General features: G+C 48.6%; 16 protein-coding genes. 10 read left to right on the top strand and 6 right to left on the bottom strand.

Going from position 1 to position 22,661, the window contains the following annotated elements:
• From HZA49_01620 to HZA49_01595, 6 genes are all read left to right on the top strand, one after another.
• Entirely contained in the window at positions 1 to 963 is a 963-nt protein-coding gene (locus tag HZA49_01620; GenBank protein MBI5778140.1) for an ABC transporter substrate-binding protein, read from the top strand.
• Positions 964 to 1,944 (top strand): iron ABC transporter permease, encoded by a 981-nt coding sequence (locus tag HZA49_01615; protein ID MBI5778139.1) that lies wholly within the window; start codon positions 964 to 966, stop codon positions 1,942 to 1,944.
• Complete coding sequence (locus HZA49_01610) at positions 1,928 to 2,713, top strand: ABC transporter ATP-binding protein (GenBank protein MBI5778138.1); 786 nt, start codon at positions 1,928 to 1,930, stop codon at positions 2,711 to 2,713. Before HZA49_01615 ends, HZA49_01610 begins: the two co-directional genes overlap by 17 nt.
• Before the next feature lie 450 nt (positions 2,714 to 3,163).
• A complete protein-coding gene (locus tag HZA49_01605) occupies positions 3,164 to 5,122 on the top strand; it encodes a TonB-dependent receptor (protein MBI5778137.1) in 1,959 nt (652 codons plus the stop codon).
• Between the two features lie 211 nt (positions 5,123 to 5,333).
• Positions 5,334 to 7,595, top strand: coding sequence for a hypothetical protein (locus tag HZA49_01600; protein MBI5778136.1), 2,262 nt, complete (start codon positions 5,334 to 5,336; stop codon positions 7,593 to 7,595).
• Positions 7,596 to 7,615: 20 nt separating this feature from the next.
• Entirely contained in the window at positions 7,616 to 8,878 is a 1,263-nt protein-coding gene (locus tag HZA49_01595) for a hypothetical protein (protein ID MBI5778135.1), read from the top strand.
• Between the two features lie 1,210 nt (positions 8,879 to 10,088).
• On the opposite strand, the gene HZA49_01590 is transcribed toward HZA49_01595, so the two are convergent.
• From HZA49_01590 to rpmF, 6 genes are all read right to left on the bottom strand, one after another.
• Positions 10,089 to 12,839 (bottom strand): GNAT family N-acetyltransferase, encoded by a 2,751-nt coding sequence (locus HZA49_01590; GenBank protein ID MBI5778134.1) that lies wholly within the window; start codon positions 12,837 to 12,839, stop codon positions 10,089 to 10,091.
• A complete protein-coding gene (locus tag HZA49_01585) occupies positions 12,832 to 13,932 on the bottom strand; it encodes a glycosyltransferase family 9 protein (GenBank protein MBI5778133.1) in 1,101 nt (366 codons plus the stop codon). The genes HZA49_01590 and HZA49_01585 overlap by 8 nt, the downstream gene beginning before the upstream one ends.
• A gap of 8 nt (positions 13,933 to 13,940) precedes the next feature.
• Positions 13,941 to 15,305: an MCE family protein gene (locus HZA49_01580; protein MBI5778132.1), complete on the bottom strand. Its 1,365-nt coding sequence runs from the start codon at positions 15,303 to 15,305 to the stop codon at positions 13,941 to 13,943.
• A gap of 77 nt (positions 15,306 to 15,382) precedes the next feature.
• Positions 15,383 to 15,787, bottom strand: coding sequence for a DUF3568 family protein (locus tag HZA49_01575; GenBank protein MBI5778131.1), 405 nt, complete (start codon positions 15,785 to 15,787; stop codon positions 15,383 to 15,385).
• A 32-nt stretch (positions 15,788 to 15,819) separates the two neighbouring features.
• The gene (gene plsX / locus HZA49_01570) at positions 15,820 to 16,851 is read right to left on the bottom strand and encodes a phosphate acyltransferase PlsX (GenBank protein MBI5778130.1); all 1,032 of its coding nucleotides are present in this window, start codon (positions 16,849 to 16,851) and stop codon (positions 15,820 to 15,822) included.
• 111 nt (positions 16,852 to 16,962) lie between these two features.
• Entirely contained in the window at positions 16,963 to 17,136 is a 174-nt protein-coding gene (rpmF, locus tag HZA49_01565) for a 50S ribosomal protein L32 (protein ID MBI5778129.1), read from the bottom strand.
• 153 nt (positions 17,137 to 17,289) lie between these two features.
• Here rpmF and ispG point away from each other — a divergent pair, with 153 nt between their 5' ends.
• From ispG to HZA49_01545, 4 genes are all read left to right on the top strand, one after another.
• On the top strand, positions 17,290 to 18,393 hold the full coding sequence (gene ispG / locus HZA49_01560) for a flavodoxin-dependent (E)-4-hydroxy-3-methylbut-2-enyl-diphosphate synthase (GenBank protein MBI5778128.1): 1,104 nt from the start codon (positions 17,290 to 17,292) through the stop codon (positions 18,391 to 18,393).
• 1 nt (position 18,394) lies between these two features.
• On the top strand, positions 18,395 to 21,310 hold the full coding sequence (locus HZA49_01555; protein ID MBI5778127.1) for an SUMF1/EgtB/PvdO family nonheme iron enzyme: 2,916 nt from the start codon (positions 18,395 to 18,397) through the stop codon (positions 21,308 to 21,310).
• A gap of 20 nt (positions 21,311 to 21,330) precedes the next feature.
• Positions 21,331 to 22,092, top strand: a complete 762-nt coding sequence (locus HZA49_01550) for an RNA methyltransferase (GenBank protein MBI5778126.1) — start codon at positions 21,331 to 21,333, stop codon at positions 22,090 to 22,092.
• A 70-nt stretch (positions 22,093 to 22,162) separates the two neighbouring features.
• Positions 22,163 to 22,489 carry a hypothetical protein gene (locus HZA49_01545; protein MBI5778125.1) on the top strand — a complete coding sequence of 109 codons (327 nt, stop codon included), beginning with the start codon at positions 22,163 to 22,165 and terminating at the stop codon, positions 22,487 to 22,489.
• Positions 22,490 to 22,661: the final 172 nt, after the last annotated feature.

Below are 22,661 nucleotides of genomic sequence, written 5' to 3'. Positions count from 1 at the left end.
ATGAGTGACACTAAAGAACTGAAGAATCCTTCGAAGGACCTCAGGATAAACTCCAGAACGCAAGAACAAATATTTCTTGGGATGGCGTTTCTTGTGTTATGTTTAACGCTTATCGGCTGTCCGCAGGGAAATGAGAAAAATGCCCATGTGCAAAAGGCGGATTTGTCACTCAACGTAATTACTGACGCAACCGGGATTCCATTTATATTGCCCATAACCACTCAAAGGATTATTTCCCTGGCGCCGGCTGTTACCGAGAATGTCAAGATACTCAATGCCCAGGATAGAATCGTCGGCCGGACGGATTTCTGTGTTGGCATCAGCGCCACCAGTATCGGTAACCTTTTAGAACCATCCATTGAAAAGATAGTGGAATTAAATCCGGATTTAATCCTGGCCAGCAAGGACGGCAACCGGCCTCAGATAGTGGAGAAATTGAGATCGCTCAATATCAGGGTGTTTGTGTTCGGCGAGACCAATTCCTGGGCGGACATGGAATCCAATTTCCGGCTCTACGGCAAACTGCTGGATAAGATCAATGAAGTAGAAGGATTCCTTAATCAGATACAAGCTGAGTTAAAGTCGATCACCACAGTAAGTGTTTCACCGATTAAGGTATTTATCCAGTTGAATGTAACTCCCCTGATGACCGCGGGCCGGAATACCTTTATTAACGACATAATAAACAATGCCGGCGGACGTAACATCGCGGCTGACTCCATCCTGCCCTGGCCGACTTTAAGCGTTGAGGAGATTATCCGGAGAAATCCTGATGTTATTATTATCAGCGATATGGGTCAGATAACCGAACAAGCCAAACAGATGTGGCAACAAGAGCGGTTTGCCAACATCTCGGCTGTGAATAATAAAAAGGTTTACGTGATGAATGCGGACCTGCTCTGCCAACCCACGCCGATTAATTTTATCAAGGCAGTCAGGCAGATGCGGGAATACCTGAAATAAATGAACAAGATATTGATAATCGGTTTATTATTGGCTGTTCTGGCCAGCGTAGTTGTTATCTGTTTAGGCATTGGGCCGACAGGGGTTTCATATAAATACTTAAGAGGTTTTTGTAGCACGACGGAAGAAACAGAGGCAAAGATTGTCTATGAGGTGCGCCTGCCCAGGATATTAGGGGCAGTGTTGGTCGGCCTGGGCCTGGCTGTGGCCGGCGCGGTGCTTCAGGCCATCCTGCGCAATCCGCTGGCCGAGCCCTATACGCTCGGGATTTCAGGCGGCGCGGTTCTGGGCGTGGCTCTATGCATGATAGTGCCGTTTTTATCCGCGGCCAGTTTCTCGTGGCCTATCATGGCATTCATCGGCGCGCTGGTTTCGGTCATTATTGTTTATGTCATTACCAGCCGTCACCATTTCTCGGTCAGTAGTTTGATTCTCTCGGGCGTGGTGCTTTCATTTATATGCTCGTCGCTGGTCCTGCTTATATTTTCCGTGTCCAAGCCGACCGAGATTCAATCCGTGCTCTTCTTCCTGATGGGCAGTTTTGCCACCATAGATTATCCGATTATAAAAGTGATAACCACCCCTCTTATAGCCGGTGTTTTGATTCTGGTCTTTTTCAGCCGTGATATAGACGTTTTAACACTGGGTGATGAGAAGGCCAGCCATTTGGGGATTTCACCGCATCGAATCAGGGCATTTTTATTTGTTATTACTTCTCTAATTACCGGCTGTTGTGTGGCGGTTTCAGGGATGGTCGGGTTTGTGGGCCTGATGATACCGCATATTATGCGGTCGATAGTGGGGCCCCAAAGCCGCGGCCTTTTTATAGCCAGCGCCTTGAGCGGCGCGATATTCCTGGTGGTCAGCGACACCCTGGCCCGGACCGTTATCGCGCCGGCTGAATTGCCGGTCGGCGTCATTACCGGTATCGTGGGCGGCGTGTTTTTTATAGGGATGCTTATAAATGCTAAAAATATCTAATCTGGCCAGTGGTTATCAAACTAAGGAGGTCATAAAAAACATCTCCTTGGCGGTAAATCAGGGGGAGTTTGTCGGCATCATCGGCCCTAACGGCTCTGGCAAGACCACGCTTTTCCGGACCATTACCAAGATTATTCCCGGATACACCGGTAGTTTGTCATATAAGGAAAAGGAAATCAGCGCCTGGTCGGTCAGGGCGCTGGCCCGGGAGATAGCCGTCGTGCCGCAGTTTCTTATGATGGCATTTCCGTTTAAGGTCTATGACTTTGTGGCCTTGGGCCGAACGCCTTATTTAGGACGGTTTGAGATGATTACGGAACGGGATGAAGAAATAATCAAAGGGGCAATGGAATTGTCAGGATGTTCCGGACTGCGGGAGCGGATGGTGACCGAACTTTCCGGAGGCGAATTACAGCGGGTGTTCCTGGCTCAGGCATTGGCACAGGAGCCGAAACTGCTTTTGCTGGATGAGCCGACCTCGCACCTGGATATCGGGCATCAGGTGGAGATATTGCACCTGCTTAAGCAGCTTAATAAGGAAAAGGGACTGACGATTGTGGTTATCCTGCACGACCTTAATACGGCCGGCGAATATTGCCACCGGCTGATACTCATGGAAGAAGGCAAGATATATAAGTCCGGCAGCCCGGCTGAGGTGCTGACTTATCAGAATATTGAGGCGGTTTATAAGACCGTGGTGGTGGTAAAAGAAAATCCTATCTCAGGCAAGCCGTATGTGATACCGGTGCCTAAAGATAGGATAAAATGAGAGGTTATAATAAAACTTTTCCCCTCCCTTTGGCGCCGAAGCGCCATGGCGCCCTTATGGCGCTCAGATGGGAGGGGATTAAGGGGAGGGTGTCCCCCTCACCCTGCCCTCTCCCACCAGGGGAGAGGGAATACTTTAGGAGTTTAAAATATTAATAACCAGTGATGGCGCCTGCCTGTCCCGAACTAACGGGTCGGGATGGTGCTATCTAATCCCGCACATAAGTTACCCGTTCCGGGTTCTTGCTCAGAGAACCCGTCAGGGTTCGTGGAGTGTGCTGGATAAGAGCCAGTAACATCCATACGGATTAACTGGCTCTAAGACCGGATAGATAAAGGAAGTTTCCGTGTGATTCGGAACGCTGCCCCGCAACGGTAATGTCTTGATGTAATATTGAGACAAGCCCGGACTATTATCTATCTTGGGAAGTATTCTCGAAAGGAGAAGAAGATGGAAAGATTAGGTAAGATAACAGGTATTGGGTTAGTGACCATCGGTTGTATGATGGCCAACAGTGTTTTTGCGGATGAGCCGTCCGCGCCAATAACAAAGACCAGCGAAATCATCGTCACGGCGACCCGCTCGGAAAAGGAACTCCTCAAAATCCCGGCTAATGTCACGGTCATCAGCGAGGCCGACATCAAGAAATCCAATGCCCGGTGTATCTCCGAGATACTGAAGACCGAAAACGGTTTGATGGTTAATGACTGGACCGGCACCGGCAAAACCGTCACCCTGGATATGCGCGGGTTTGGCGAAGGCGGGCCGTTGAATACCCTGGTGCTGGTAGACGGACGGCGGGTGACCCAGGTTGATTTGGCCGGCACGGACTGGTCCCAGATACCGATTGAGGACGTCAGCAAGATAGAAATCGTGCGCGGGGCCGGAAGTATTCTCTACGGCGACAATGCCACGGCCGGCACCATCAATATCATCACCAAAAAGGGTAGCCAGGGCGTTAACAGCAAACTGAGCACATTTTCCGGCAGTTACAATACCAACAACTTCGCCTTCTTTGCCAACGGCGGTAATCAGGATTTGACTTTCTCTGTCAACCAGTCCTATCGCAATACCGACGGCTATCGGCAGAATTCGTATTTCAACTCCGATGACAAGAATATCAGTTTGGGGCTGATTTTCGGTAACGAGTTTAATGCCGAGATGAGTTTGGGCATCCATAACGACGAATACGGCCTGCCCGGCTACCTGACGCCGGCCCAGATTGCAACATCGGGACGCCGGTCAACCACCACGCCCAATGACCTGGCCACCACCGAGGATTACTATTATAAACTCAAGGTCAATAACTCATTTGATGACATCGGCGATTTCACCACTGATTTATCCCTGCGCAACAAGACCTCTTCGGCAACTTATATGCCTTGGGGGACTTTTGATAACAAGATTGACTCAATGCATCTGGCCCCGCGCTATATCAGGGAGTTCGGCATCACCGGCCAGACCGCTAAGATAACCACCGGGGTTGACTGGCTCAAGGACCAGGGCAATCTTTCCGGCACCGGCGCTGATAAGGATTCGCTGGGCCTGTATCTTCTGGGCGAGATTGAGGTCAGCAAGAAATACGGGTTTTCAACCGGCTATCGGCATGAAAAGGCGTTTTACTCCTTTAATGGCGGAGGCCTGTCGGCCCGCAAGACACTCAATGAAGATGTGTTCCACGCGGGCTTGACCTATTTGTATCAGGACAACAATTCGGTCTATCTTAATTACAATCAGAGTTTCAGGTTCCCGGCTATTGATGAATACTTTTCATCCTGGAGCGGATTGAACTCCGCTCTCAAGCCTCAGAGCGGCCAACAGGTGGAAATCGGCGTAAAGCATAACCCGTCTGAATACCTGATGACCAATCTGTCGCTCTTCAGCATTGATGTTGATAACGAGATTTTCTACAATCCTTATACCCCGCCGTTTGGCCAGAACGAGAACTACGACCGGATAAGCCGCCAGGGAGTCGAAGCCAAGATGGAATACAAGCCGGGCGAGGAATTACCGCGCATCACCCTGAATTACACCTATACCAGCGCCGAATTCCAGCAGGGGGCGTTCAGGGGTAACGAGGTTCCGGGCGTGCCTCATAATAAAGCCGGCATAATCATTACCACGCCGCCTCTGGCAGTGGAGAATCTCAATGTCAATCTCTACTATAATTATGTGGGAAGCCGTTATCTGATTTCCGACCAGCCCAACCAGCAAAGGCCGCTGGACGCCTACAATACCGTGGATGCAAAATTCATCTACCAGTATAAGAAGGTCAAGGCATCGCTGGGGGTGAATAATTTATTCAACCAGCGGTATGAGGAATACGGGGCAACCAATTCCGGCGGGACGATTGCGCTCTATCCCTCGCCGGAACGGAATTATATGCTTGGGTTGGCGGTGGAGTTTTAACCGAGGAGTTTATAATGCATGTAGTTCATAGGGTCTGTTGGTGTGAAAAAAACAGTTCTCTTTTCTTGACATTACGCGATGTAGAATTATAATGTAGTTAATTGATTGTTAATAAATAGGCTCGAATCTGTAGAGTAAGACATCATTGATTTAAGCATCATCCAGACTCGCCAATATCTGTCCTTATATCAGGGGCAGAAAGGAGTGTGTTATGTCAAATCGTTATTTTGGAATTGTTGGTCTGGTTTTATTAGTCCTATTGGTATCTGCTTCAGGACTTTATGCCCAGGCGCCTAATTTTACCGCGGTGGCGCTGGATGAATTCGGTCAGCCGGTCGATGTTCTCAAGGCAAATCCGGGCGATGTGGTCTATATAGAAATCCAGGGCGTTGTCTCGCCGGTTGCCTACTTGTGGGGCGCGGTTATGGTGGAAGTATCCTCGGCCCGGATTCTTTCTGTTGAGGAAAGTTATGACTACTGGCATAGCGGCATTGGCTCGTGGTGGACGGAGGCCGCGGCAGACCCAACCCGGGGGGGGGCCGGTTATCTTTACTATTACAATCATATTCATTCTGAGGATAACGATGTATACAAAAGTGAAGGGTCATCCTTTGCAACGGCTTATGCTCAAAATAACCCTGAACCATTCTTAGCCGGCCCGTCCGGCAGTATCTACAATCCAACCGATTCAACCCTGCCTTCATCAGCCAGGTTCTATTACAGCGGCTATCTGGGGGACCATTCTATAACCAGGCCGGGCATCAGGATAGGGGTACGGATTCAGGACACCAATCAGCTGGCCGTAAGAATCTCCAACCACACCAGGTTTGCCCTTGAGTGGACTGGTTTTGAGAGGACCAACGAGGTAGCGATACCGGTTGCGCCCAGGGAGAATTACCAATCAGTCCACACCGAAGGCAACAATGTCTGGGTTCAGGTTTCAGGGCCGGCCAGCGCCAAGGTTGGCGATACGGTAGCCATCAGTACCTATGGCGAATTGCTGAATGACAGCGGGCTATATAATGCTTCATTAGAACGAACCGAATCAGATGGTATTACCAGCACCCTGATAAGCGCGGCTGCTGTAGCGGGCAATGAATGGGGCCCGGTCAGCGTATCATATCCGATAACCCACGCCTCAGAAGAAACCTTAGACGGCACGACGCAGGATATTGGCAATATTCCCGAACTTGCACCACAGAGATGCGGGATGACATTTCCCGTGATACCGGAAGTAGTTAACCTCCCGCCAATAATTAGCGCCGAGGTTATTCCTTCTGCGCCTAATGCCAATGGCTGGTATAATGGTCCGGTAACAGTGATTTTCAGGGCGAGCGACCCCGGAGGCGCGCCACTTGCTACTCCAGAAATAGAAATCGTAGTAATATCAGAAGAAGGGGCTGGAATTCAACGAAGCCGGAGAGCACGCGATACTTTGGGTTTGGAATCTGAAGAGGTAGTTGTTACAGTTAATATTGATTGGACACCGCCGGCAATTGATTATGTAATCGCGCCGGGGCCGAATACCAATGGATGGAATAATACCGATGTAACGGTAACGTTTAACGCCACGGACAATCTTTCCGGCATTGACGGAGAACCTACTTACACGGAAGTGCTTTCAGATGAAGGCGCTGGGCAAAGCACATTCTGGTTTTTCTTTGACAAGGCAGGTAATATGGCATTAAAGGAAACCGAGCAGCCGATTAATATTGATAAAATTAAGCCAAAGATTACTCATGAAATTGCCCCTAATAAGAATGGCTGGAATAATACAGATGTAACCATAACATTCAAGGCAACCGACAATCTTTCCGGGATTGACGGGCAAGCTACAAAGGTGGAAGTTGTATCAGAAGAAGGCCGTGATATCAGAAAAGAATGGCAGGTAATTGATAAAGCCGGCAATAAAAGTAACTATGAAGTCGTGAAAGTAAGTATAGATAAGACCTCGCCTACTCTTACAGTAGTTCGCGATCCGCAACCCAACGCCGGCATTTGGTACAATAATAAAATAAAAACCGTAACTGTGACCTTTACTGCTGAAGATCCTGACCCAAGTTCAGGAATTAAACTGCCTGTCCCAAATCCACTTAATAAACATTATAGTACCGATGGTAGATATGATCCCACCTGCACTGCAATAGATAAGGCAGGTAATGCAAGTGGTGAGGCAACAATAAATGTGTCTATAGATAAAACGCCGCCAGAAATTGATTCTGGAAAAGGGGGTTTTATTGTAATATATATAACGGGGCAGAACGGCGAGACGGCGCCCGGGAGTTCACTTACTGCTGGATTAAATAGCAGTATAACTGTGAGGGATAATCTAAGCCTCGTGAAATCGAAGGAATATATTTTACCTGCCACATTCACTATTGGACGCCAAACCAGCGCGACTGTTATCGCCACTGATAACGCTGATAATAAGACAGAAAAAACTATTAATATACGGACATATGCTAAAGAGTAATAGTGAAGAGACGGATAAAAATGAATAGAAATATTAAATGGTTGGTTATTGGGTTGTTATCAGGGGTTGTTTTATCATCCGTCATTGGCCTGCTTATTGTCCAGACGTGGTTTGAAAATTCTGATACCAACGGCAGTATTAAAACGAGTATGACTTGGTTGCAGGTGGGTGCTGGCATATCGCACAGTATAGCCATAGCCGAGGATAAATACGGAACCGGACTCTGGGCCTGGGGCGATGATTATTGCGGTAAATTAGGTGTCAGGAAAGACGATTTCTTACCCGTTGGTGCACTAACTAAATTGAATATAGCCGGCGGTGATTGGCAAGTAGTTGCCTGCGGACAGAATTACACTATGGCGATTGATAGCGCTGGTTTACTCTGGGCTTGGGGAGAGAATTACTATGGCCAATTAGGATTGGGTGATATCACTAAAAACGAATCCTTATATAAATTTATCCCAGTGTCTAATTCTGAACGTAAAGTGCCATACGTTAACTCACCAATTAAGGTAGGTGCTGATAATGACTACTGGAAAACCGTTTCCTGTGGATTGGGCCATACAGTCGCCATCAAATCCGATGGCACAATCTGGGCTTGGGGCGATAATAGTAATGGTGAATTGGGAATAGGTAATGCAATTAGACAATTCTCGCCGGTTCAGGTTAGCGCCGAGACCACATGGGAAAAAATCAGGTGTTCTGATTGGCATACCTTTGCTATTAAAACCGATGGTACGCTCTGGGCTTGGGGAAATAATAATAACGGTCAGTTGGGATTGGGAGATCTGATTTCAAGAACTACACCAACCAAAATAGGAACAGAAAGCGATTGGAAGACGGTTGATAGCAGGAACGGCCATATTTTAGCCATTCGGGCCGATGGTACGCTCTGGGCGTGGGGGAAAAATGATTATGGCCAATTAGGATTGGGTGATACAGTGGTCCACATCTCACCAGTCCAGATAGGTAAAGCAAACAATTGGAAGATGGTTGCCTGTGGAGATGATTATACCCTTGCTATTAAGACTGATGGTACACTTTGGGCGTGGGGGAAAAATGATTATGGCCAATTAGGACTGAATAATATAGTGAATCATATCTCACCTGTTCAGGTAGGTAATGCAACTAACTGGAAACATATTTCTTGTGGTGGTTTACATACACTAGCTCTTAAGACCGATAACACACTTTGGGTTTGGGGTAATAACTCTGACGGTCAGTTGGGTTTGCAAAGTGTAATAGTTATTCCTACCCAAGTTATAATTAAAGGTTCCAACTAAATTCAGTGGAATTCGGGGGACGCTCTCCTACCCTTTGTTTCTCAGGGTAAACTCTGGGTAGGCCACATCTAATAATCCTTCACCCCGTTAGCCCCGATTAGAAGCGTCCACTATTGGGTGATTAGACACACTTATTATTTTATCGCGCCACTATATTCGCTTCTAACGTGGTTATAAGCAACCTAAAGTGTCATGCCGTTCCAGGACATCCCCGACCGGAATGGGGACCTCTCCAGCCGGAATGGAGACCTCTCCCACGGTTCAGAGACGTATCCAACTGGGTTAGAGACCTCTCCAAGCGAGATAGGGACGTCTCCAACTGAGATGGGGACACCCGCCAGAGGCGGAAAGAAAACAGTAGATAAGTAAATAAGGTGATAAGGAAAGGAGGGTGTCCGGGGCAGAATCCGGGGACACCCAGCACATAAGGAATGGGCTGGGCAGGTTTGCTGGATGACTGAGCAGGTTTGCAGAATGATTTTACAGGTTTGCAGAATGATTTTGCAGGTTTACAGAATGATTTTGCAGGTTTGCAGAATGATTTTGCAGGTTTGCAGAATGATTTTTCAGGTTTGCTGAATGATTTTACAGGTTTGCAGAATGACTGAGCAGGCTTGCCGGACGGCTGAGCAGGCTTGCTTAGGAGTTGAACAAGCTTGCTTAAGGGCTATGTTAGTCACATAAGTGCTATGTGACCCATAATCTGGGTAAAATCACCTGCTTTTAGGAACGGAATCACCATAAATCCTCTTTTTATACCCCCCTATGAGGGTTTGTAGACGCCACTACTCCATAGCGCCAGAAGATTACCTCCGTAGCGCCAAGAGGTTACCTCCGTAGCGCCTGGAGCTTACCTCTATAACGCCTGGAGCTTACCTCCACAGCGCCTGGAACTCACCTCTATAACGTTTGGAATATACCTCTATAACGTATGGAATACACCTATGCAGTGCCTGGAATGCACCTATGTAGCACCTGGAATATACCTATATAAGGCCTGGAATACACCTATGCAGGGCCTGGAATGCACCTCCGTAGCGCCGGTGACGTACCTCCGTAGCGCCAAGGGTACTACCCCCCACCATACCCCCTCCCCCCTTGTTTTGGCGAGGTGATATTTATACAATATTCTATAATATAATGAGTTATATAAAAAGATCGTATAATTATGCTTAAATTATGACAGGTGGTAACGTTGGTTTTATCTGGGTTAACGTCTGCCAATTATATAGAAGTGGGTATAGAAACTTTTCAGTGGCACGATGCGGGCGGATGCCTTGAGCATCAACAGGCCGAGACGTGCTAACAGCGGCAGGGACGGGTTGCTGGTGTGGCGATAATTAATCTGCACATCCCGGAAACCGTTGTTGAGCAATTTTGCTTTCAGCGATTCGGGGTTGATTCCGCCGGTCTTGGTATTGTGGAATTCAGCCGTTTCCTCGTTTTCCGTGTCAAATCCCGGCTGGCCGCGGTATCTGAGCCGATAGTAAAAACGATAGAACCGGCCGAAGAAATAATTCGGGTCATGGTCGGTATAAAGATAACCGCCCGGTTTTACCAACGGGGATACTCCGCCCATGGTTTTTACCGGGTTGAATAAATGGTGCAGGGCGGCGTATAAAGTGACGCAGTCAAAGGTATTATTCTTAAACGGCGGGTAATCGGCATCGGCGACGACGAGATTTATTTCCGGGTTGGCTTTTTTCACGTGTTTCAGGAGATTAACCGCCATATCCATTCCAATCGCGGTTGGGAAATAACCGCTTCCTTTTTTGACCAGGTTGCCGGTGCCGCATCCGATATCCAGGAATTTGCCCCCACACCAATCAGTCTGAACGGCGTAGTCGGGCAGGTTGTTTTGGTGTGGGGGTGTACCGCCGGAGGTTTGTTTGGCTATCCGGGCGATAATATTTTTGACGGTTTCCTGGCGGCCGGCTTCAAAGATGCTCGGGTTTTGCTCGTATTGCTCAACGGACTTGGCATTATAGACCGCGCGGTTGGCGGTCTTGATTGACCGCTTTAATGTCGGATTGTTTGATGGTGTATTTGCCAAACGCCTGCTCAGATAATACGACGGACCGGTGCTTTCCAGGCACTCGCCGCGGATGGCGAATCCGGCTTTCTTATAGAGATTCAGGGCCGGGATATTATCCTTAAAGAACGTGGCGCTGATGTTATTATTCTGCCGGCCGGCATAAGCGCAGGCGGCTTCAATAAGTTTCAAACCCAAGCCCTGATTGCGTGATTCTTTCATTACGATGAATACCCATATCTTGGCGGGATTGTCCGATTCCAGCGCTACCGGTGATGAAATCCGCCGTCCGGTAAAATTAGCATACGGCACCATGAACAGCTTCTTCAGCATTTTTTTATCCGTGCCATATTGCAATAGCAATGCTTTCACGGCGAAATGCAGAATATAGCCCTTCTTGAATGCCGTTTGTTTCATTTTTCCGGATTTCTTAGAGATGATGGCAAAACCGGCAATTTGATTATTTTCCCGGACAACCAATACGCCATTGGGTTCCATGGCGTAAAACATTTTTACCTTATCAAGATAAAATCTATAAGCGCCGCTGTTTTTCCGGATTATTTCTCGAACCTTAGTGGCAGACGGTTCTAGATGCATTGCGGCCATAACCGGCAGGTCGGATTTGGCAGCCGGTTCTATTATTAATCCGGATGGTATTACTGTTGGAGCCGTAGTTAGAGTTCTTTCTTGCGTCATTGCGAGAGCGCCAGAGGTGCTCGTGGCAATCGCATTAGCGCTATGAGATTGCTTCGCTGTCGCTCGCAATGACATGTTGAGAGTTTTTTCAATAGTTCTTTTATACAGATTGTCAAAATCAGCCACCATCTGTTCCTTGCGGAATAATTTTTTTACCAGTTCATATCCGGCCTGACCCATTTTCCAGGCCAGTTCCTTGTCATGGGCTAACTTTATTATCGCCTCGGATAATGCCTGTGGATTGGCCGGCGGGACCAGAATACCGGTTTGATTATGAGCCACCACGCCCGGTATGCCGTTGACATTGCTGGCCACAGCCGGTTTGCCCTGGGCCATTGCTTCGAGCAAAACAATGCCGAATGATTCATAGAGCGAGGGCAGGACAAAAATATCGATATCCTTGAGGAGTTGGGACGGGTCGTCACAGAGCCCGGTAAACCTGACGTTGTTATTCAGGTTCTCCTTTTCCACAAACGTCTCTAATTCCTTGCGAAGTATGCCATCGCCGATAACCAGGAGCTGGGTGTCCGGGAATTCCTTCCGGACCGATTTAAGCGCCTCCAGAAGATATACCTGTCCCTTTTCAGCGCTCAGGCGCCCGACTGTGGCTAAAAGCGGGTAGCGTTTGCTGCCGGAACCGGTTTGGGATATAGGCCTGACCTCCACCGAATTATGGATGACCTCGAATTTGCCGGCCGGCGCCAGGCGGAGTTTCACCTGCTCATCCCTGTCAGCGGAGTTTTGGGCAATGACTTTCACGGATAATAAGCAGACCAATTTGGTAAGATAATAAAATAATCGCATTCGTAATGTACTGTGCGAAACCGAGGGTATCATGGCAGTGGTTGAGAATAGATGTCCGTAGGGCGCGTAAATAATAACCGGCACCCGGGCCAGCCATCCGGCGATGCAAGCGATAAATCCGGCCTTGGAGGTGTGGCAATGCACGATGCCAGGGCGGGTTTTACAGAAGTAGAAGTATAATTTTATTAAAGCGGTTAAATCCTTTATCGGAGAAATCTCGCGCACCAGTTCAGGGATGGCCTTGATGGTGACGCCCGGAACCTGCCGGGCCTTGTCCCAGAGCGAGCCTTCAGGGCCGGTCTCCGGGCCGCTTAGCAGGGACACTTCGTATTGGCCTTGGGGAAGCCCTTCAACAATATCAAGGCAGACCTTCTGCGCTCCGCCTTTAATCAGGCGGGTGATGACATGGACGATTTTTATCTTAGCCATTTTTGTTTATTATTTTTAGCTGCTTATCCACTGCCTGCAGGACCTCTTCCATCGTTATTTTGTCAAGGCATTCCGGCGGTTGGCATTTTATTTTATGATAGCAGGGCGAGCAGGGCAGGTCTTTTTTCAGGGCGGTGAAGCCCATCTCGGCCGGATAGCGGCCGTAGATGCTGAAATCGCCTCCTCCAAATATGCCGATGGTCGGGACCTTCATTGCCACGGCCAGGTGCATCGGGCCGGTATCGTTACTGATGAAAAGATTACAGCGGCCGATAATGGCGGCCAGTTGTTTCACGCTGATATCTTCCGGAAGCCGAAGCGGAGGGATTTTTAACTGAGACGTGATTTTGTCCAATATATGCCGGTCGGCTTTGCTGCCGGTCAGCAAAATCCGGGCTTTATATTTATCAGCAATGGCGTCGGCAACCCGGGCAAACCTTTCGGCCGGCCAGCATTGGGTCGCATAAGTCCGGGTATTACCGCCCGGGTGGATGCCGACCAGCAGGCCGGTCGGATTCCGGCCGGAAAAATCAGCGGCAAATTCGCGGTCCTTATCATCCAGCCAGACCTCAGGCGATGGCGGCTGAAGCGTATAAGTTATTTTACCGCGGGAAGCAAGTTGTTTTATCACGTCCAGGCATCGGAACATCAGGTGCTTATTGGAATCGTCCGGCGTTTTGACATTCAGGAAAAATCCCCGGCTATGGGTGTTAAATCCGGCCCGCACCGGCGCCTGGCTGAGGATGGATAATATGAACGGCTTTACCACGTTGGGCCATTTGACCAGGTTGTGGAGCGAAATGAATACGTCAAAGCGCCGCCCGAGCATCAGGGTTACCAGGCAATATAACTGGTATAATATTCCCGGCTTGAGGAATTCAAATACGGACTGGGTGGAGAATAAATCCGTGAATGTAATCAGCTCATCCGCGTAAGGCGCGCCGCGCACCACTTCAGCGGAATAATGGTTGGTCATCAGCGAAATCTTGCTCTGGGGATATAGTTTTCTGAGCGCCTTTAGGGCAGGCGTGATAACCGTCACATCGCCGATGCCGCCTAAGCGGACAACTAAGATATTTTTAATAGTAGCCATTATGGAATTTAGCGTGATATACCTAAGAGAGTTACGAAACTCTTGATATCCTCATCCAGATACTCAAAGGTGATACCGGTCATAAATTCAGGCGTGTCGCTGGTCAGGCGCGAAGTTCCCGCATAAACCTTGAAATGATTCCAGAGCGTCAACGAGCCGTAGGCGCGGACCATGGCGGCCGGAAGATTCTCGTCTATCTTTTCGTCCGCCACGCTGTTGTATCCGTCCCGGGCCTCTAAACTAAAGGCGAATTTAGTGATAAAACTGTCAGAAACCGGCTCTTCGTAGTCAATGGCTCCGCCGAATTTACCTTCAATCAGTCCGGTCCTGAAGGTAAAACTGTCTTCAAAAAACCTGTAGGCAATCTGGACATTGGCTTTAATGAAGATTTGGTCTTTATCCTGGCTCTGCTTGTCAAAGCTGACGTCTCCGTTTTTATCAAGCGAAAGAATAGAACCGCCCAGCAGGAAATACTTGCTCTCGCGCGGTTCTATCCTGAGAAAGACGTCGGAAATCGTCGCCTTGGATTCGGGGTAATATTTGCTGTCCACGCCCAGGAAGACCTTGGTCTTAACCACCGGTTCAAAGAGTTTCACCACCGAATCGCCGGCGTCAGAGACCTGCTGGGCGAGTTTTTCGTCATAGATGAGTTTACCCAGGAAACCCTTGTTGGACTCGATTTGTTTCAGGGTCTTTTTGACGGATTCCACCGAATCCTTCAGGTCAATATAAAGCTGGTCGTCATTCAGGAATTTACCCAGGTTGCCCTCTCCGGACTCAACTTTTTTGCTCATATTTTTCAGTGATTCCGATGTGTCCTTGAGGTTGTTATACAAACTCTCGTCAACCAGGAGTTTGCCCAGGGTGCCCTTGCCTTCCGAGGCGTCTTTGACGATTTTAGCGCCCTTGCTCAGGAGTTCCCGCACTTCATCCTTATTTTCCTTGATGAAAACGCCCAAGGCATCCAGTCCGGCTGATATTACTTCACCCTTGAGGGTTGTTTTCATATTGACGACCTTTTTACCGGGCGTGCCCGGGTCGATTCCGATAAAATTACCGCCCAGGATGCTTGATTCCTCGATTGTAATCCTATAATCTTCCCGCAATTCAATCGCCTCGGATAATTTTAACACCACCTTGACTGTATTATCAGGCAGGATTCTCATCCGGTCGACCGTGCCGGCCTCCATTCCCAGGACCCGGACCGGGTCGCCGTTCTTTAAGCCGCTGACGCTTTCAAAATTTACTTTGACGTATTCGGTATGGGAAAAGAGATTCAGTTTCGATATGCTGACGGTGACAAATATCAGGAATAGAATGGCGGCCAGGAATATCGCCCCCAAGGTCATTTCTTTTCTGATGCTATTCTGCATTTGCTGACTCCAACCTGTCCCGCTTTACCTAACGGTATTCTATAATAAAATCCCGTAAGGGACATCGGGACTGCCGATTATTTTGCCGACAAGCCCATATTTGTCTTGATACGTTCATGGATACGTTCCGAAATCTCCTGGTCGCCGAACATGCCTACTCTTACCCTGATAGAAGTGACATTCTCAGAGATAAGTTCAAAACTAATGGTAATCGGTGTCCCATCTCCGCGCTTGGCTTCCAATTTGCCGGCCAGCCCGTCGCGGGTGGATGATTCCTTGGTGAATTGCAGTTGTTCCATAGCGCTGACAGATGCTTGCCAGGCCTTGTCAAACCCAACCGGGTATTTACTCTCCAGTTCGCCATTGATGTAAGAGTAAACGCCGTATCCGGCAATCGCTCCGCCTGCAACCCAAGCTGCAACACAGCCTGCAGACAAGACGCTGTAGCTTATTAAGGCAATGGTGAGAATCGTTTTTCTCATAGACATATCCTTTCAATTCAGCATTCCGAAATTTACCTGTGCGTCTTCCAACTCTTATATAAATCAAACCAGGTCAATTTGGTCTTATGGAGCTCATCCACAATGTGCTTATTGACCTGGTTATTGACGGATTCAACCGCCACTTTAATGGCATTGGCAATGGCCTTGGCGTTGGAACGGCCGTGTGAGATAATACAAACACCGTCGATGCCCATTAACATTGCCCCGCCGTATTCAGAATAATCCGACTGCTTTTTTATTTTCTCCAGTCCGGGCAATATTGCCTCAAATTGCGGAATTTGGTCCTTGAGTTTCATCAAAGAGCCCATAAAACTTCGGGTCAGGAATTCAGCCGCGCCTTCGACTACTTTAAGAATCACATTGCCGACAAATCCCTCGCAGACAATAACCTCGCAATCACCTTTAAAAAGATAATTGCCTTCGATATTGCCGGTAAAATTTATCGGTGCTTTTTTCATCAGCGCCCAGGTTTCCTGGACCAGTTCGTTGCCCTTGGTATCCTCTTCGCCGATATTAAGCAGACCCACTCTGGGGTTCTCGACTTTCCTGATATGTTTGGCATAAACCGCAGCCATAATACCGTACTGAAGCAGGTGAATCGGGTGGCAGAAGATATTGGCGCCGACATCTATCAGGTAGGTCACGCCTTTTTCAGTGGGCAGGGGTATGGAAATCCCGGCGCGTTTGATGCCGGGCAAGAATCCGCAGAATATCGTAGCCCCGGCCACGGCCGCCCCGGTATTACCCGCCGAAACCACCGCATCGGTTTTCTTCTCTTTGGCATAAGTGAAACATTTTACCAGCGAGGAATCAGGTTTTTGCCTGATGGCCTCAACCGGTGACTCATCCATGCCGATTATCTGTGAAGTATGGACGACTTCTATATTTTTGGGGATATTCCCGCCGGCGCATTTCTCTATGGCCTTTTTATCTCCCATCAACAAGATGGAAACGTCTGGGAATGTACCGGCCGCCAGCAGAGCCCCTTTAACGATTTCTTCCGGAGCCCGGTCGCCTCCCATAGCATCAACAGCAATCTTCATAAGATGTCTTCTACTCTCCCCTTATCAATTCCCTCTATCCAGAGGGGCAGGTGAGCGCCCATAAGGGCACCGTGGCGCTTTGGCGCCACCCGCTTGGGCAGGGGTGTTGTTCTACAGTTTCACAGCGGCACTGCCTTTATAATATCCGCAGTTGGAGCAGATACGGTGGGGCAGTTTTTCAGCATGACAGCGCGGGCAGAGAGAGACGCTTGGTATGCTCATACTCTGGTGCGCCCGGCGCATTCCCTTGCGGCTTTTGGAATGCTTCCTTTTCGGATTCGGCATATAGTTTCCTCCCTAACTTATTAATATTTCGAATAATATATCTCGGACGGCATATGGGGTCAATATATTATCGCCATAATTTCAAGGAATAGGGACAATATATACTTTAGGAAAAACTTGTCAACTAAAGATTAAAAATGTTTAATTACCCCTATGGAAGCAAGTATTAAACGCCGTAAAACCAGGGCTGTTTATATCGGTCGGGTTAAGGTAGGCGGCGGCGCGCCAATCTCGGTCCAGTCAATGACCAAGACCGATTCGGCTGACGTCAACGCCACGGTCCGGCAGATAAAAGAGTTAGAAGAACTAGGTTGTGAAATTATTCGCCTGGCTATCCCAAATCACCAGTCCGCCCTGGCGCTGGCGCAGATAAAGAAGAAAATTCGTATTCCCATAGAAGCAGATATTCATTTCAATCCTAAACTAGCTTTGGAATCTATCAAACAGGGCGTGGATTCGGTGCGTCTCAATCCCGGTAATATCACGGACCCAGATGCGATTGCCGGAATCGTCAAGTTAGCCCGAAAGGCAAATATCCCTATCCGGGTGGGCTTAAACTCCGGCTCGGTAAAAGGATGGTATAAATCCACTCTCAGGAGTAAAATAGCGTCTGGAAAAGGCATTCCCAGAAGCAACTGGCAAGCTATATCAGAATCAGCATTGGAATATGCAAAATATTTGCAATCTTTACATTTCAATGATATGATGATATCGCTTAAAGCGTCCGATGTGGTAACGACAGTCAATGCCTACCGTTATGTAGCCGGTAAATGCGATTACCCGATGCATTTGGGTGTGACGGCCAGCGGTACCATAGAAGATGCTACAATTAAATCTGCTATCGGCATCGGCGGACTGCTTCTAGATGGTATCGGCGATACGATCAGGGTTTCTGTAACCGGCGCGCCGCACGATGAGGTCAAAATCGGATACAAGATTTTACAATCACTTGGACTGCGCAAGGCCGGGCTTGAGATTATTTCCTGCCCGACCTGCGGTCGGTGCGAAATGGATATTGTTAGGATAGCGGAGAAGTTGAAAGGATTATTGAGACACACACCATCTCTTAATGGCAAGGATATCAAGGTGGCTATTATGGGATGCGTGGTGAATGGTCCGGGCGAAGCCGAGGAATGTGACATTGGCATCGCCGGCGGTGACGGATTCGGATTCCTCTTCAAGCAAGGGAAGAGAATTCGCAAAATTACTGAATCAAAGATAGTCACTGAACTGGTGAAAGAAATAAAAGCATTGTAATATGCCATCAGAAATAATTGCGGGTGATTTTGAACTTGACCGCGCTAAATTGTTAGGCAAGGGCGCTTGGGGCGAGGTTTTTATCGGCAAGCAGGTTTCGCTCAACCGGCCCGTGGCCATCAAGATTCTCAAAAAGGAACTTACGGCCGATCCGGACTTTGTCCGCCGGTTCCGGCGCGAAGCCGAATGCTTGGCCCAGTTAGCCGAAGAGCATATCATTCAGGTCTACAGCGCCGGCGAATACCAGGGCTCGCCCTACTTCATTATGGAATTCGTTCAGGGCGTGCCTCTTTCCAAGTGTATGGAAAATGGGCGGATATTCTCAGTAGATGACATTATCCACGTGGCCGTCTCGGTTGCCAAGGCCTTTAAGGCCGCCTGGAATTCCCCGGCCCAGATTGTTCACCGTGACATCAAGCCGGCCAATATTATGGTTTCATACAGCTCTTCCATCATTTCGCCTTCACCTGAGAAGGCGGAAAAATCAGCCAGCTTGATGAGTGCTACCATTAATATCAAAGATACACAGGTCAAGGTCATGGATTTTGGATTAGCCAAGTTGGCTCAGGGCGGAGACCATGAGGCCACTATGGTTGGCACGGTCATCGGCACGCCTAAATATATTTCGCCTGAGCAGGGTATGGGCAACGCGGCTGATATCCGCTCCGATATTTATTCGTTGGGTATAGTGCTTTATGAAATGGCTACCGGCAAGATTCCCTTCGAAGGCGAAAGCGCCATGAGCATGATTCGCCATCATATCTACGACACGGCCATGATGATTTCCCAGAATATGGCTGATTTCCCGCCAGGTATGGAAGCCATCATAATGAAATGTATCCAGAAGGCTCCGGAAAAACGCTATGCCACGCCGGCTAAGCTCCTGGAGGATCTGGATGCCTTCGAAAAAGGCAAGCCCCTGGTTCACGCCACGATTGACCCTGAGCGGGCGGCTGCGTCTGGCATCGACGCCACAATGTTGGCACCCAGTTCCATCATCTACCAAAAACGCAAAAAGAAAATTATGGCTACGGCCGCTCTGGTATCCACGGTGGCGGTCTTGGCTGTTTTGGGGTTCTGGCAGCCATGGAAAAAACCGCCGGTAATTCCGTCTCATAATGCGTCTAACACCGTAACCGGCACCGATATGGCCGGAGTCACTACTCCTCCAACGATCGGTTCTATTAATACGTCGGTTCCGGAAGACCCGCTCTTGAAAGAACTCCAGGCGTTGTATAACAAAGCCAACGAATTCTACGAGCAGGCCCAATACGATGAAAGCAAAAAGATTCTGGAAGAAATCCTGGTCAGGAAAGAGGATTATGCTCCGGCTATTACTCTGTTAAAAGAGGTTCAGAAGAAGATAGACGAACAGAACGAAAAACTCCGGCTGATTGAGGCCATGATTACCGAGACCCTTAAATCCATTGAAGAAGCCAAGACCAAGGAGCAAAATAGATTTAACCTGATTATTCAGAATATCGAGTCAAAGGATTTCTCCGCGGCGCGCAAGGAAACCGAGCGGCTTATAGAGTTAGAGGACGAACTTATTCCACCGGCTGCCACCTATCTCCAGATGCGCGTTTGGCTTATTTCGCTGGAAGGCGATTACCTTAGGGAAATGAAAAGCCTTCTGAAACGGTTTAATGCCATGTACAGCAAGAGCGAAATCCTGCCTTTGGCCGAAAAACTTGTGGAAGACGCCCGCATAAAGCAGGAAGAGCTGGCCGTGGACAAAATTATCTCGGACAGCACCAAGGAATTTAATCTCTCTAAACGGGCTGCTATGCTGGATGATTTTATCAAGGCAAATGAGGTTAACCAGTTCATCCGGCGAGTTAAGGATAAATGGGCTGAAGTCTTGCGCGAGATGGAAGCAAACCGTCAGAAGAGTTACAAAGATTCTATTGCCAAGGCCAACCAGCAGCGTCAGTCGCAATTATTTAAGGAGGCGTATGCCACCCTGGAAAGCGCCCGGCAATATGCCGACAGCTTTACGGAGATTGACCAGTTAAAGGCGCTAACCGAAAAGGAATTCCTGGATTTTAACGGTATCGAACCTGCAACCGGCCAAAGAGATTCAAACCTGTCGGCATATATCGTTATCACCAATACCAATGACTCATCATTAATGGTCCTGATTCCGGCTGGCGAATTTACCCGGGGCGATGACAACGGCGCTCCTGAAGAAAAACCTGCTACAAAGATTAACCTGTTTGCCTATTATGCTGATAAGCTTGAGATTACCAACGAACAATTCCGCAAATTCGTGGAAGAGGCTAAATACCTTACAGACGCCGAGGTCGAAGGTTTCGGCTGGGTTTATAATGATGGCGTTCTGGAGCCGGTTAAAAACGCCTCGTGGAAAGACCCCAAAGGCACAGGTGAGAGTATAGAAAATATTTTAAATCATCCAGTGGTGCAGGTTTCATGGAAAGACGCTTGGGCGTATGCCAAATGGGCGCGCAAGCGACTTCTGACCGAGGCCGAATGGGAAAAACTGGCGCGCTCGGATAGGCAATTAATCTTTCCCTGGGGTAGTGCCTATCAGGAAAAGAAAGCTAATACCGGCGAAGACGGCCCGGGTAAGACTGCACCCGTAGGCGTTTATAACGCTGACAAGAGTCCTTATGAATGTTTGGATATCACCGGCAATGTCTCGGAATGGTGCGCTGATTACTTTGATCCCACATATTACCAAATACGGGCCGCGGACAATCCTAAAGGACCTCAAAGCGGAATTGGGCATACTATCAGGGGCGGCAGTTGGATAAGTTCACCGACCAGCGCCAGGTTAACGGTCCGCAAAAACGGCATCTTACCTGGCTCACGTTCGGATGCAACCAAAGACCTGGGCCAATTTTGGAGTAACTATTTGGGTTTCCGCTGCGCCCGGGATGTCGTCACACTAAAATAACCCGGATTATTCTATTCAAGATGAAAGAGAAACTTGAAGGCCGGCAGTCCATTTTGGCTGCCCTGAAGGCGCACCGGCGTAAGATTGAACTGATTATGGTCAGTTGGAGCGCGCACCGTGACAAGACCGCTGATGTTCTGACCCTGGCCACCCAGCAGAATATCCCGGTCAAAACCGTCTCACCCGAGGAACTCGATGCTGCGGCAAAGGGCAGGACCCACGGCGGTCTCATTGCTATCTGTTCGTCTATATCCCTGACCACGGCTGATGAATTGATTGACAATATCAAAAGGAAAGAGCAAGCATCTTTAATGCTCCTGCTGGAAGGCGTGGAAGACGAGCAGAATCTGGGGTTCATCATCCGTTCCGCCTTTGCCTTCGGCCTTGATGCCATCCTGCTCAAGAAACACATCTGGAACTTTGACCCGCTGACGCTCTCAAGGACCTCATGCGGCGCCTATGAACGTCTGTCTTTGGTCAAGATAGAAAAGGAATCCGAGACCTTAAAACAATTAAGCCGATCCGGACTGAAGATATGGGGCGCGATAGCCGGGGCCAAACGGACGTTTTATGATATGGATTTTTCCTGTCCGTGCATTATAGCCTTGGGCGGCGAAAAAAGGGGCTTATCAGCCGTGGTGCGCGAGCAGTGTGACGGCTTTTTCAGGATACCCATGCCCAATATCCCGGGCGATGACGAAAGGCCGTCCTTATCCTTGAGCCACTCAGCCGCAATTATTATGGCCGAAGTTATGCGCCAGCGCCTTAACGGGGGAGTTTAAATAAAATCTTGCCTGGCGAAAGCGTAAATGGTAGGCTGGATATGGAACTACGTGGGAAGGAAAGTAGACGATGAGCGAAAATACCGAAAAATACAAACATCCGCGCTGGTTCAGAATTATCGTCATCACTTACATCGCATTGGCTATAATATTTTTCCTTGTCTTTTTGATTGCCGCTTTTACCAAGGGCGATCGTCCGGTTCAGCAAGGCACCCTGGCCTATACGCTTATATTCTGGGGCGGTTCGTTGCTCCTCTGGTTTACTGTCATGGGAATTCCTTCCCTGGCCTTTTTATCCTGGGGGTTGAGCAGTAAAAATAAAATATTGAAATACTTCCTTTACGCGCTTTCAGCTGGCTGGCTGATTTTATTTATACTGATGATTATCTTTAATTAAGCATAGCAGAGTACCATCTGAAGAGGATTGGATGACGATATTTTATGAAGGCATTGAATAATTAGATTTGTACATTAAGCGCAAGGTTTTAATGTAATTCTGGCTGCAGGATCTGGTGGCGCTTGTCGAAAGACAATATCGGATTGAGATGGGCCCGGTATCCCATGCATTA

The sequence above is a fragment of the Planctomycetota bacterium genome (genome assembly GCA_016235865.1).
GTDB lineage: Bacteria > Planctomycetota > MHYJ01 > JACQXL01 > JACQXL01 > JACRIK01.
The sequence above is the reverse complement of the archived record's forward strand: the minus strand, read 5'-3'. Positions and strand labels throughout refer to the sequence as shown.

What these genes read in the sequence shown, in the direction of transcription:
- HZA49_01595 (MBI5778135.1), top strand. Translation starts at nt 7,616, where the DNA reads ATGAATAGAAATATTAAATGGTTGGTTATTGGGTTGTTATCAGGGGTT.
- HZA49_01615 (MBI5778139.1), top strand. Translation starts at nt 964, where the DNA reads ATGAACAAGATATTGATAATCGGTTTATTATTGGCTGTTCTGGCCAGC.
- HZA49_01550 (MBI5778126.1), top strand. Translation starts at nt 21,331, where the DNA reads ATGAAAGAGAAACTTGAAGGCCGGCAGTCCATTTTGGCTGCCCTGAAG.
- HZA49_01575 (MBI5778131.1), bottom strand. Translation starts at nt 15,787, where the DNA reads ATGAGAAAAACGATTCTCACCATTGCCTTAATAAGCTACAGCGTCTTG.
- HZA49_01580 (MBI5778132.1), bottom strand. Translation starts at nt 15,305, where the DNA reads ATGCAGAATAGCATCAGAAAAGAAATGACCTTGGGGGCGATATTCCTG.
- HZA49_01610 (MBI5778138.1), top strand. Translation starts at nt 1,928, where the DNA reads ATGCTAAAAATATCTAATCTGGCCAGTGGTTATCAAACTAAGGAGGTC.
- plsX (MBI5778130.1), bottom strand. Translation starts at nt 16,851, where the DNA reads ATGAAGATTGCTGTTGATGCTATGGGAGGCGACCGGGCTCCGGAAGAA.
- HZA49_01605 (MBI5778137.1), top strand. Translation starts at nt 3,164, where the DNA reads ATGGAAAGATTAGGTAAGATAACAGGTATTGGGTTAGTGACCATCGGT.
- HZA49_01600 (MBI5778136.1), top strand. Translation starts at nt 5,334, where the DNA reads ATGTCAAATCGTTATTTTGGAATTGTTGGTCTGGTTTTATTAGTCCTA.
- HZA49_01555 (MBI5778127.1), top strand. Translation starts at nt 18,395, where the DNA reads ATGCCATCAGAAATAATTGCGGGTGATTTTGAACTTGACCGCGCTAAA.
- HZA49_01545 (MBI5778125.1), top strand. Translation starts at nt 22,163, where the DNA reads ATGAGCGAAAATACCGAAAAATACAAACATCCGCGCTGGTTCAGAATT.
- ispG (MBI5778128.1), top strand. Translation starts at nt 17,290, where the DNA reads ATGGAAGCAAGTATTAAACGCCGTAAAACCAGGGCTGTTTATATCGGT.
- rpmF (MBI5778129.1), bottom strand. Translation starts at nt 17,136, where the DNA reads ATGCCGAATCCGAAAAGGAAGCATTCCAAAAGCCGCAAGGGAATGCGC.
- HZA49_01590 (MBI5778134.1), bottom strand. Translation starts at nt 12,839, where the DNA reads ATGGCTAAGATAAAAATCGTCCATGTCATCACCCGCCTGATTAAAGGC.
- HZA49_01585 (MBI5778133.1), bottom strand. Translation starts at nt 13,932, where the DNA reads ATGGCTACTATTAAAAATATCTTAGTTGTCCGCTTAGGCGGCATCGGC.
- HZA49_01620 (MBI5778140.1), top strand. Translation starts at nt 1, where the DNA reads ATGAGTGACACTAAAGAACTGAAGAATCCTTCGAAGGACCTCAGGATA.